The sequence below is a fragment of the Reichenbachiella sp. MALMAid0571 genome (genome assembly GCF_040151475.1).
In the GTDB taxonomy this organism is placed as follows: Bacteria; Bacteroidota; Bacteroidia; order Cytophagales; family Cyclobacteriaceae; genus CAXBNB01.
Genome location: NZ_JBDKWG010000138.1, coordinates 128,828 through 141,240, shown reverse-complemented (window position 1 = coordinate 141,240; position 12,413 = coordinate 128,828). Strand labels below are relative to the sequence as shown.

The window sequence follows — 12,413 nt, the reverse complement described above, 5'->3', positions numbered from 1 at the left end:
ATGATGAAAAATATATACAATAATATATCAATTGGTGTGATTATGGTTTTATTGCTCCTATCAACGGGTTGCAATGATGATGAATTCTTAACCAGATTTCCACAAGATTCAGCGAACCCTGGAAACTTCTTTGTAAATGCTACGAGTGCCCGGAATGCAGTAAATGCTATTTATCATCCCTGGCAAATGGGAGGCCACCCAGATATGGTAACTAGGGATATGAATATTCATTTGGACGCTATGACCGACGATAGTTATTGGAGGCCTGCAAGGTCTAGTTCAATAGCACTTGAACAATGGAATATAACTCCAGTTCATAGGGTTGTAAGAAAATGGTGGACATATCCCTTCGAATCTGTGAACGCAGCAAATTTTGCTATTGAAAATATTCCCAATTCTTCGGATCCAAATTTCACTCCGGAGATGCAAGCGCCGTATATTGCTGAAGCAAAATTTTTTAGAGGATTTAACTATATGTTCCTAACATCTCTGTATGGTGCAGTCCCATTATATACTAGTGCTGCTTCGGATTTTTCTGAATTTTATTCACCACGTACATCCAAGGAAGAGATTATGGCACAAGTTGTTAAAGATTTTCAGGATGCCAAAGATGACCTCAATACAACTGCAACCATTGAAGGTGCTCCTACTAAGGCTACAGCTGCAGCTTTTCTAGCTAAAGCTTATTTGGTTTTGGAACAGTGGGGAGATGCGGAAACTGCTGCAAGGGACGCAATAAGTATAGCAGAATCTTCTGGTTATGCATTACAGGATGATTATTTGTCGATTTGGTCGGAAGAAGGTAATTCGGAATTGTTATTCCATTGGAGTTTTATAGAGAATGATGGTTTTTTTGGACAGAACATGACTGTTCAGCGTCTTTGTAGAGATATACCGCCAGCACTTCGTACAGACATATATGGAGATGGCTGGGGGTATGCACTGCCTCAACGAGATTTATATGATGCATTCGAAGATGGAGATCCAAGAAGAGAATTTACTCTGTATTCTCCGGAACATGATTTTGAAGTCTATAATGGTGCAGAGGATTTTGATTATACCCATCAACGTATCGATGCAGCAGGAGATACAATTACTTGGGACGTAACATATACGGCAGGCGATATGGTTGAGTATGATTATAGATGGTCACCCACTGGTTTGAATGTGCGTAAAATGATCAGTTCAGTTAAAGGTTTAGCAAAAGTGGAGTGGAGTGGTCTGGATGTTCCGGTAATGCGTTTAGCTGAATTATATTTAATATTGGCTGAAGCTTTAGCTGAACAAGGTAACGCTGAAGCCTTAGTTTGGGTGAATAAGGTACGGTCTCGAACTTCAGTAGATATGCCTGATAAAACAGCCTCAGATGGAGACTTGGTTGATTTGGTGCGACATGAGCGTAGAGTAGAACTTGCTATGGAAGGTGTGAGATTATTTGACTTAATCCGATGGGGTACCATTGGTAGCACATTTAATCAAGTAAAACGACATTTTCATTCTGATTTTCTGGATGCCTCTTCCAGTTCTAAGTTTGATACTCCAATAGGCAATTTAGCATTGGATCCGTTATTTCCAGTACCTCAGGAAGAAATAGACGTAAACCCAGAGATTAACACTAATAACCCTGGATTTTAACTAAATAATATAAAAATGCTACTTGTTTAAAACAAGTAGCATTTTTATATTTTCACTATCAAATCACCAAACAGACCTACCGTCTAAGTTACGCTTCTTTACTTGAATTTATGGTTAATTTGGAAAATCACTTACTAATGCTTTAGCAAATATTCATCAATGAGAATTCACATTAAATGAAATTGATTGTGAAGGATTGTTATGACCTAAGATGTAAGGAATTGTATCCATTATGGTGAATGTTGATCATCATGCTGAATAGAAATTTTCATGCTGTATCGATCGGTAGACCGATCATTTTATTTTAATAACTAAATTTAGATTCACACCAATATTGGTTAAACTCTATAGAGAGCATTGTAATGTTAGAGATGATTATGTCTAAGCATAGAAGAAAATACAAAGAATTGGAAATGGTGAAAAGGGGAGAGTATAGGTCAGGCGGACAACCAGCTACCAAGACAGGCGAGCAGTCTATGTGGACATTTGAACCCAGCATGGCTTTGGAAATATTGAAGATATGATTGGTGAAAATGTGTGAATGTAATCTGTAATGAAAGATAAATAAACCTCAAAAATTCCTATGAAACGTATAAATACAATCTTTACAATAATCACGATTGTTTTAAATTTCAATTTTCTTTATGCTAGAGAGACTCCCTTTATTTTTCCTCAACCACAGGAAATAGAATTATCAACAGGGTCATTTATTCTAGACAGTAAAACTAAGATACTGCTATCCCAAGACGCCTCAAATGCAGACCGTGAACTTGCGGAATTTCTAGTCAATGACATGGTAGATAAGTATCATATACCATTGCAAACCCAGGTTGTGTCGGAAATACCAGCGAATACCAACAACATCGTAATGGGTACTATTGATAACCCACTGATAAAAAGCTACTGTCAGGATCGGGATATTGATGTTACAAGCAAAAGCCCGGGTAAAGAGGGATATGTCTTAATAGTAGAAAAAAAGACGGTAATTATAGCTGGATGGGACGAAGCGGGCGCATTTTACGGCTTACAATCGCTACGTCAGCTAATAAACAAACAAGAAAAATTTCAAATTCCATGCCTCACAGTCAGGGACTGGCCAAACTTTGAATTCAGGGGTATCCGCCTTTTTGTACCAGGTTCGGAAAATGTAGCTTATTTCAAACGATTCGTCAAAGACTTCATGGCACTGTACAAGTTCAATAAGCTGTTCGTAGAGTTCAACGGTTTTCGCTCAGATCGGCATCCTGAGATAAATGCCGGCTGGTCGTTGTTTGCCAAAGATATGAATTATACCCAAACACCTGAGCTTGATGGTTTATATGGTTATGATCGAAACTCTAATCACCAAGATGCTGGAGACGGGGAAATCCTTGATAAGGAATTCACCCGCAATATTGTACAATACGCCCGCACTAATTTTATCGATTTCATCCCAGAGATCCCCACATTATCGCATGCGTATGCCCTACTCAATGCCCACCCTGAATTGGCTGCATACCCGGATGACATTTGGCCAGATGTATATGATACCACGAACCCCAAGACATACGAATTGGTATTTGATGTTTTTGATGAATACATAGAGGTGGTTCAACCCAAGATGATTCATATCGGACACGATGAATGGAGAGGCTTTCCTATGCTGAAAACCCCAAGTTTTAAAGATAGAGACTATGCTGACCTTTACATTTCTGATGTGAATAAGCTCTATGATTATCTGACCAAGAAGGGGGTAAAAGTTGCATTATGGGGAGATTATCTTTTGGAGAGAGCCAGAGGAAAAGGCATTCAAACAAAAAAAACACTGACCGGCGAAAATTATTTAAATCCTGGAGGGATCCCTTTTGAAAAGATCAAAGAATCCATCCCTAAAGATATATTGGTGTTGAATTGGATGTGGTCTGAAGGTGTAGGAGGAAGAGAAAATGAAGAAACATTGAACAAGGCAGGGTTTCAACAATTATTTGGCAATATGGAGAGTCAAATCCCTAGTTGGGACGAAAGGATAGATGCGACAAAGTTTGTTGGAGGAGCGCCATCCGCATGGGTAGCCACCAATGAATATATATTTGGAAGGGATCTATTATCGCGTTTTCTAGGATGTGCCAATTCGTTATGGACAGGCAATCAACTTGATAAGGATAGCCTTAATAAGGCTGTTCGAGAACTCATGCCTTCTGTTCGCCAAAATCTAAGTGGCAAGTCCCAGCCAAGTGAAGATGGGGATCCAGTTATCTCGGTTGATATTAGTGCTCAATTAAACAGCGGGCCAGGTGATCGCCGCATGAATTTGGATCTATCTAGTCTGTCAAATGGCTCTGTGAACATTAACGAAAAGAAATTTATCGTTTCGGAAGTGTCAGGTAAAAATGCTATAGTTGTTGGTGTAAAAGGTGATGGGAAATGCCCATTCGAAGAAGCGGTAAAAGGGGTTTCCATTGAACGAAATGTAAGCAGTCTGATTTTTTTACATGCCTCTATAAACCCAGGACTTATATCAAGCGCCTATTGTATGCCCTACAATATGTATGACACCTCAGAACTTTTTGGCTGGTATGAAGTAGTTTATGAAGATGGGTTTGTTGAAACTATTCCTATTCGGTATGGGGTGAATATTAGGGAATATACATCAAAAGAAAGCTGCTATTATAGTGATGCAATTGAGATAGGGGACAAAGTATTTTATGCCTTCGAATGGAAGAATAAACGTCTTGGAAAAAAAATTAATACTGTAAATTTAATTAGTACCAAAAATGCTCAACGACACCTGAAAAAATCCTGTTATGAGGGAAAACCAGAATTTGAAACTATACCAAGCAACGGTCTGATATTGCTTGGTTTAAGTGTCGTGGAGGTGAGGAAGAAACATATTTATCCATACAAAAACTAAAGAAAATTACAACATCAGTTAGCTATATGAAGAATGAAAAAATAGAGGATTTTTTTGTGTTTCTATCTTAGAGTGTAATGCTACTATTGGTTACGGGGCAGTTTACTGCAGTATTATTGATTCCAAAATATGAGAAACAATAAATAGATATATAAAAGAAACTGAATCATCTTCAATATGCAAGTGTCATCAAAAGATATGTATAAAATCAAGACATTTAAATTATGGATGTTCTTTTTCGAGAAATTATATATAGCATTTTTTCTACTGTAGCTTGCCTTTAATTTATTCACATAGTAAATATTATAATATGAAATATTCAACATCTCTTCATACATATATGGTAAGTGTATTCACTGGCCTATTTTTAAGCTTATCAATTTTTTCTATTGCTCATGCTCGTCAAAGGATGTATGATGTTGTGATCTATGGAGGTACCTCGGCAGGAGTAGTAGCAGCAATTCAGGTAAAAAAGATGAAAAAAAATGTGGTACTAATAGAACCTAGTGATCGATTGGGTGGATTGACTACAGGAGGTCTGGGGCAAACTGATATTGGTAACAAACAAGTTGTCGGAGGTCTTTCAAGAGAATTTTATACCCGTGTAGCCAAAAAATATCAGGATCCTAAAAACTGGAAATGGCAGAAAAAAGAAGAGTATAAGTCGGGTGGTCAGTCAATCACCAAAGAAGGAGAAGAATCTATGTGGACATTCGAGCCGAGTATGGCTTTGGAAATATTTGAAGATATGATTCGAGAAAATGGTGTGAATGTAATCTATAGTGAAAGATTAGATCTAAACACTGAAGTAAAGCTGAATAATGGAAAGATTGAATCAATCGAAATGGAATCTGGAAAAACATTTTCTGCTAAAATGTTCATAGATGCGACTTATGAAGGAGACCTAATGGCTTTATCAGGGGTGAGTTATACAGTGGGTAGAGAAAGCAACGATCAATATGGTGAATCACTGAATGGTGTGGAAACGGCACTTGCTGAGTACCACCAATTTCCTGACGGTGTTGATCCTTACATCAGAACTGGCGAACCAAGCAGTGGCTTACTTCCCAACATTAATCCTGACATACAAAGAGATGGTACTGCCGACAGTAAAATACAAGCTTATTGTTATCGAATGTGTTTGACTGATGTCCCTGAGAATAGAATTCCATTTAAAAAACCGGAAGGATACAATGAACTAGAATATGAATTGCTTTTTAGGGCAATAGAAGCTGGGGCAAAACCACCATATTTTATCCCCTCTGATATGCCCAACAGAAAAACGGATTGGAACAACAGAGGTCCATTTTCTACTGACTATATTGGCAGAAACTACAATTATGCTGAAGGAGATTATGAAACTAGAGATAAAATCCGAGAAGCTCACAAAACCTATCAACTGGGTTTGATGTGGACATTGGCATATCATCCTCGTATTCCTAAAGTAATCAGAGAAGAAATCAGCCGATGGGGACTACCAAAGGATGAGTATGAAAAATATGACAATTGGACGCCACAGCTATATGTACGTGAAGTACGACGTATGATTAGTGATTTTGTGATGACAGAAAATCATTGCAATCAAAAACTACCTGTGGAAAAATCGGTAGGAATGGGTGCTTATACTATGGATTCACATAATGTTCAAAGATACGTTACCAAAGAAGGTTATGTGAAAAATGAGGGAAATGTAGAAGTTGGCGGTTTTGGCCCTTATCCCATTGCCTATCAATCGATTGTTCCTAAGAAGCAGGAGTGTACCAATCTTTTTGTGCCCGTATGTCCATCTTCCACACACATGGCTTTTGGTTCTATACGTATGGAGCCGGTGTTTATGATTCTGGGGCAGTCTGCAGCAACCGCTGCTAGTATAGCCATAGACGACAAGATTGCAGTGCAGGATATCAACTACAAAAAACTGCAAAAGCAATTGCTCATAGATAGGCAAATTCTTAAAAACTAAACTCTTACAAAACTAATTACAACCAAATAACGATGTTTAAATCAGCAGATCTTTGTATTGCAAAGACTATCTTAATATTTATCTCGCTAGTATTTTCCTCTACATTATTCGCACAGAGATCAGAGCCAGAAGTAGCAGTGAAGGTTTTTCCCAAAGAGATCAATGATGTGCTTAACAACCCTGGGATTGGCTTTACCACATTTCAAAGATTCAACGGAGATGACTTAAATGAAGGCATCAAATGGACCGAAGGTTTTCCTATTGAATATCAGGAATTCGATGGAGATCTGACCAATCCAAACCATCCACAAACTACCATTGCATACTTTCGTGTCAATTGGCGGTTTCTGGAGGTTGAACCTGGAGTTTATAATTGGGACTTGATTGACAAAGCCTTGAGAACGGCAGCAGAAAGAGGTCAAACATTAATGCTGAGAATATCTCCTTATGAAGGCACAGAAGAAAAGAACGCACCCCTCTGGTATAGAAAGATCATCGGTAAGGAAAAAAACGTCAAATCAGCTAAATGGGAAGTAGATGCCGAAAATCCGGCATATTTAAAATACTTCGGAGGCATGATAGCCGCACTAGGCCAAAGATATGATGGTCATCCAGACTTGGAAATGGTGGATGTTTCCTTTGTCGGGCACTGGGGTGAAGGAGATGGTATGCACTTATTGACGGATCAAACCCGATTGGCACTGATCAATGTTTACCTCGATAATTTCAGAAAAACTCATCTTATTTTTCAACCCCTAAATGGGGATGCTCCCGATCCTGGAAAGCTGGTAAAAGGCACAAATATAGCGGCCTGTTGGTCTAATGGCAGGAATAATGGTGAAGGGCCAAATATGCGTCATTTGGGATGGAGGATAGATTGCTTGGGAGACATCAACTTTTGGAAAGAGGGAGGCTGGAGTCACATGAGCGATATTTATCCTCAAGACATCATCAAAAGTGGCATGAGCCAGGCATGGAAGAAAGCGCCTGTTGCCATGGAGATTTGTGGTACATTTTTACAGTGGTTGGGTCCACGCCAATACTCCAAAGACACGGTGAAGTATATATTTGAAAAGGCCCTCCAATGGCATATTTCTTCTTTCAATGCCAAGAGTTCTGCTGTACCAGAAGAGTGGAGGCTATTGGTAGATGAATGGCTGAATAAAATGGGATACAGATATGTACTCAGGAAATTTACATTTCCGTCTGTTGTTCGACTTCATGGTCAACTGTCAATTACCTCGTGGTGGGAGAACAAAGGAGTAGCACCTATTTACAAAGACTATAAGTTTTCCATTAGGTTAAAAAATCAGGAGAAAACAGTAGTTCTGCCAACAGATGCCGACATCCGAACCTGGCTTCCGGGAGACATACTCCATGATGAGAAATTGTACATTCCATATGATATGCCAGAAGGGACTTACGCCATTGAGGTCGCACTAGTTTCTCCTGTTTCCTATGAACCGAGAGTGAAGTTGGCTATTGCAGGAGTCAATAAAGAAGGTTGGTATACTATGGGTGAGATTCAAGTTGAAAAATAAATGAAACTGTGGTTTTAACCATAAACACGAAAAAATGAGAAGAAAATATAGAAATATCCTTTTATTAATATTTTTAATAATTAGTAGTAGTTGTGTGCCAAATTCAGACACATTTGTTAAAGGAGTAATAGGTGATGAATTAATAATATTGCCTTCTCCCAAAACTATTAAAACTCAATCAGGGGATGGTTTAGATGTTGCAACAATTCATAAGCTATATATTTCAGAGAATATTTTTAGGTTTCCAATGGGTTCTGTATTGAATCAATTGTCTAGGGTCAATACTCCCGGAAAAGGAGTGATAAGTTTGGAGCTAACCACTGAAAATGTTCCTGAATCAGAAGAGGGATATCGCATGATAGTTTCTGAAGACCAAGTAGTAGTCAGAAGTCGTTCTGTAAAAGGTATATTTTATGGATGCCAAACTTTTGAACAATTAGCTGAAGATGCTTTAGAGCTAGGCAAAACAATTCCGTTCTGTGAAATAACGGATTTTCCGGACATTAAATACCGGCCTATCCATATAGATGTCAAACACCACTTAGACAATATTAACTACTATTACGATTTGGTGGATAGACTTTCATCTTATAAGGTTAATGCTATCATTTTTGAATTTGAAGATAAACTAAGATATAAGGAATATGGTGTTGTTGGAGCTGAAAATGCCATAAGTATACAAGAAATGGTTAGTCTAAGTAATTATGCCAAAGAACGTAATATTGAAATTAGCCCATTGATCCAGGGATTAGGACATGCCGAATACATCTTGAAACACGATGAGTTTAAATACTTGAGAGATGACAAGAAAAGTGATTGGGCATTTTGTCCATTAAATCCAGATACTTATAAAGTTCAATTTTCCTTATATATGGATGCAATCCAAGCTACACCTCATGGAAAATACCTCCATATTGGTGGCGATGAAGTAGGTGAATTAGGTATCTCAGAATTGTGTAAGGCCTCAGGAAAAACGCCATTTGAACTCCAATTGTACTGGTTGCGAAAAGTTTGTGAATTTGCTAAGGAGCATAATAGGATACCAATTTTTTGGGACGATATGATTTTGAAAAGAGCTGGATTGTATAAAACAACTTATGACAAATCACTCACTGAAAATCAAATTGATCAATTGTGGAAAAAGAATAAATCAAATCTAGATAATGCTTTGAAGTTGTTCCCCGACAATTGTGTGTATATGAGGTGGAATTATGGTGTACCCCAAGAGTTTAAAGGCAACTTGAATGTACTCAACTGGTATGAATCAAATGAACTTAAGGCGATGGCAGCTACCGCTGGTCAAACGACGTTTCCAATGCTTCCTCGTGTAGAATCTAAAATAACTCAAATTAAAGCGTTTAGCCAATTGGCAAGTAAATACAATCTTGATGGTGTCATGTGTACTTTTTGGGACGATAGCTCTCCACATTTTGATACTTTTAGGCGCAGTATTGTAGCCTTTGCAGAATACAGTTGGTCTCCTCAGAGTGAAGTGACCGTGAATCAATTAAAGGTTAATTATAGGCATAGAGAGTTTTCCTCTCTAGCAGGTAATCCTTCCTATGAGTTTCAAGACCTTCTTGAACAAGCATGTGATTTTTGGGACAATGCCTTATTAGAAACAGGAACTCGATGGGGTAATGAATATCACGATGTATCCTATATATCCTTACCGTCGAAGGAAAGTGACGGTGAATGGAGTAAAAAATATGAAGAACGTCTTATACAAGCCAAAATTGAGCTTGAAAGATATCAGGACATAAAAAACCGTATTCAATCATTGAATGAAATAAGTACAAAAAATCATTATCATTTAGACTTAATGAATCAAATCAATGAGCTGCAAATATTTTCTTCAAAACTACTCTTAGCACTTCAGGCATTTGATTTGGAGAAAAACAAAAAAAAACGCAATCAATCTCTATTTCAGTTAAGTAAGCAGATTTCAGATTTTAATCTTTTAAGGAAAGAATATGAACAGGTATTCAGTCAAACAAGATATTTAACCAATCCACCGAGCTATAAATTGGATATGAATATACACCACCATATTGCCAATGCCACCAACAATAGCGATTGGATGTATATGTATGAACTAGAGATGATTAAAAGGGTAAAAAAAAAGCTGTTGTGAGGTACATTGGATTATACCCAATAATTTGACAGATAAAACTCATAACTAAACTATCAATGAAAAAGTTATTATTTGCATTATTCACCACATTCACACTGATATCTACATCACTTCATGCACAAGAAGATGTTGAGCATTTTAAATATTGGCAATATTATTCAGACGTTGAGAATTCTTTGTACAAGCACTTTTGTTCCATTGCTTTTGATCAAATTAACGCCAGAAAGAAGCAAATAGCTCGCTTATCAACCAAAGCAGATTGGGAGCAAAGACAGGTTGTGGTAAAGGGGAAACTTGCTAAAATCATAGGTGAGTACCCACAAAAAACCACTCTAAATGCTCAGGTGACGGAGGTATTGAAAAAGGATGGTTACAGGATAGAAAAAATTATTTACGAATCTAAACCAGGGTACTATGTTACAAGTGCCATGTATATCCCAAACAAAGTCGGTAAAAATGCCCCTGCTATTTTTTATGCTTGTGGACATAGCAAGGAAGGATTTAGAGTTGGGGTCTATCAACACATTATAATTAATTTGGTAAAAAAAGGTTTTGTCGTATTTACTATTGACCCTATGGGACAAGGAGAGCGATTTGAATACTGGGACGAGCAAAAGCAGGAACTTATGTATCCAATACCAGATCACGAGCATTCCTATGCAGGAGCACAATGCCTTATTTCGGGATACTCTGTAGCCAATAATTTTATATGGGATGCGATCAGGGGTATTGACTATATGTTGACTCGAAATGAAATAGATCCAGCTAGGATCGGTATGACAGGAAGATCAGGTGGAGGTAATATTACGGCTTATCTTGGGGCATTGGATGACCGTATTTTGGCAACTGCTCCAGAGTGCTACATTACTAGTTATGAATATTTATACAAGTCCATAGGGCCTCAATGTGCCGAGCAGAATTTGTATAAAATGCTTGAAGTAGGTTTAGATCATGCTGATTTTTTGGTAGCACGTGCTCCCAAGCCAACAATGGTGATAAGTACTACACGTGATTTTTTTAGTATCCAAGGAACAAGAGACTCTTATCAGGAAGCCAGAAAAATGTATAAAGCTCTTGGAGCTTCTGAAAAACTCTTGATGGTAGAGGATGATTCCATACATCAGTCAACTCTAAAAAACAGAGAAGCAATGTATGCTTTTTTTCAAAAATATTTAAAGAACCCTGGTAGTTCTCAAGATATTATGGTTGATATACCTACACCAAAGGAATTGAAAATAACCGAAACAGGTCAAATATTGACTACTTATAAAGGAGAAACACTATTTTCATTAAACAAAGCCATTGTTTCTAATCAAATATCTTCACTAAAAGAAAGTCGAGAAAATATAGAATATCACAGGAGAAATATTTCAGAACATGGAGCAAACAAGTCTAAGTTTGAATACCCAGATGATTTTGGGTTATCTATTTTTTCTGGTCGACTTAATAGAAGTACATATACTTTAGATAAATATTTTATTAAAGGAAGTGGCGAGTATATGCTTCCTCTAGTTTTATTTCAACCAATTAAATTAGCAAAGAAAAATTTAGTCATTTTACTAGATACCAAAGGAATGAATCATGCTGTCAATCAGGATAGTTTGGTTTTGAGTTTGGTAAAAGAAGGTCGTGCTGTTTTGTTGGTTGATTTACCAGGTATCGGAAGTCTGGGAGGGGGTTATTTAAAAGGAGACTCCTATATAGGCAGTACTTCGTATAATCAGTGGTTTGCTGCAATATTGACCGGAAAGTCAACCGTAGGTCTTAGGGCAGAGGATATAGTGAGGGTTGTTGATTTTGCTCATAAAAAATTAACGGAATACAGCTCTCGAACGTTAGTGGCAATTGGTGGATTAGGGAGTGACCTGCTTCATGCAGCTACATTTGAGTCAAAGATTGATAATATAGTACTGTATAATACTTTCTTAAGCTATGCAGAGTTTGGAATTACACACCGATACGACCCAAAACTTATACCACATACCATCGCAGGAGCAATTGAGGATTATGATTTGCCTGACTTGATGGCTAATTTTTGCCCAGGAAATTTGCTTATAATAAATCCAATTTCTCCTAGTGGGGCACTTGCTAACACAAATGAAATTAAGAACAATATTCAGTTTCCAAAAGATGTATATATAGAAGAGGGAGTTGGTGAAAAATTTCAGTTGGTAGAAAAGATTGAAGAGATGAAGGTAATTGAGCATTTAGTCTCATGGTTAGATTTAATAAATATTTGATATAAAGAAA

General features: G+C 37.5%; 7 protein-coding genes. All 7 read left to right on the top strand.

Annotation, left to right across the window (positions count from 1 at the left end; genetic code table 11):
- The gene (locus AAOP42_RS14990; RefSeq protein WP_349529355.1) at positions 1–1,635 is read left to right on the top strand and encodes a RagB/SusD family nutrient uptake outer membrane protein; all 1,635 of its coding nucleotides are present in this window, start codon (positions 1–3) and stop codon (positions 1,633–1,635) included.
- A gap of 377 nt (positions 1,636–2,012) precedes the next feature.
- Positions 2,013–2,159, top strand: a complete 147-nt coding sequence (locus tag AAOP42_RS14985; RefSeq protein ID WP_349529354.1) for a hypothetical protein — start codon at positions 2,013–2,015, stop codon at positions 2,157–2,159.
- 59 nt (positions 2,160–2,218) lie between these two features.
- Positions 2,219–4,525 (top strand): glycoside hydrolase family 20 zincin-like fold domain-containing protein, encoded by a 2,307-nt coding sequence (locus tag AAOP42_RS14980; RefSeq protein WP_349529353.1) that lies wholly within the window; start codon positions 2,219–2,221, stop codon positions 4,523–4,525.
- A gap of 310 nt (positions 4,526–4,835) precedes the next feature.
- Positions 4,836–6,488 carry an FAD-dependent oxidoreductase gene (locus AAOP42_RS14975; RefSeq protein WP_349529352.1) on the top strand — a complete coding sequence of 551 codons (1,653 nt, stop codon included), beginning with the start codon at positions 4,836–4,838 and terminating at the stop codon, positions 6,486–6,488.
- A gap of 32 nt (positions 6,489–6,520) precedes the next feature.
- Positions 6,521–8,029 carry a DUF4832 domain-containing protein gene (locus AAOP42_RS14970; protein WP_349529351.1) on the top strand — a complete coding sequence of 503 codons (1,509 nt, stop codon included), beginning with the start codon at positions 6,521–6,523 and terminating at the stop codon, positions 8,027–8,029.
- Positions 8,030–8,063: 34 nt separating this feature from the next.
- On the top strand, positions 8,064–10,163 hold the full coding sequence (locus tag AAOP42_RS14965; RefSeq protein ID WP_349529350.1) for a family 20 glycosylhydrolase: 2,100 nt from the start codon (positions 8,064–8,066) through the stop codon (positions 10,161–10,163).
- A gap of 56 nt (positions 10,164–10,219) precedes the next feature.
- Positions 10,220–12,403, top strand: a complete 2,184-nt coding sequence (locus AAOP42_RS14960; RefSeq protein ID WP_349529349.1) for an alpha/beta hydrolase family protein — start codon at positions 10,220–10,222, stop codon at positions 12,401–12,403.
- The last annotated feature ends 10 nt before the right edge of the window (positions 12,404–12,413 follow it).

What these genes read in the sequence shown, in the direction of transcription:
- AAOP42_RS14985 (WP_349529354.1), top strand. Translation starts at nt 2,013, where the DNA reads ATGTCTAAGCATAGAAGAAAATACAAAGAATTGGAAATGGTGAAAAGG.
- AAOP42_RS14965 (WP_349529350.1), top strand. Translation starts at nt 8,064, where the DNA reads ATGAGAAGAAAATATAGAAATATCCTTTTATTAATATTTTTAATAATT.
- AAOP42_RS14990 (WP_349529355.1), top strand. Translation starts at nt 1, where the DNA reads ATGATGAAAAATATATACAATAATATATCAATTGGTGTGATTATGGTT.
- AAOP42_RS14970 (WP_349529351.1), top strand. Translation starts at nt 6,521, where the DNA reads ATGTTTAAATCAGCAGATCTTTGTATTGCAAAGACTATCTTAATATTT.
- AAOP42_RS14960 (WP_349529349.1), top strand. Translation starts at nt 10,220, where the DNA reads ATGAAAAAGTTATTATTTGCATTATTCACCACATTCACACTGATATCT.
- AAOP42_RS14980 (WP_349529353.1), top strand. Translation starts at nt 2,219, where the DNA reads ATGAAACGTATAAATACAATCTTTACAATAATCACGATTGTTTTAAAT.
- AAOP42_RS14975 (WP_349529352.1), top strand. Translation starts at nt 4,836, where the DNA reads ATGAAATATTCAACATCTCTTCATACATATATGGTAAGTGTATTCACT.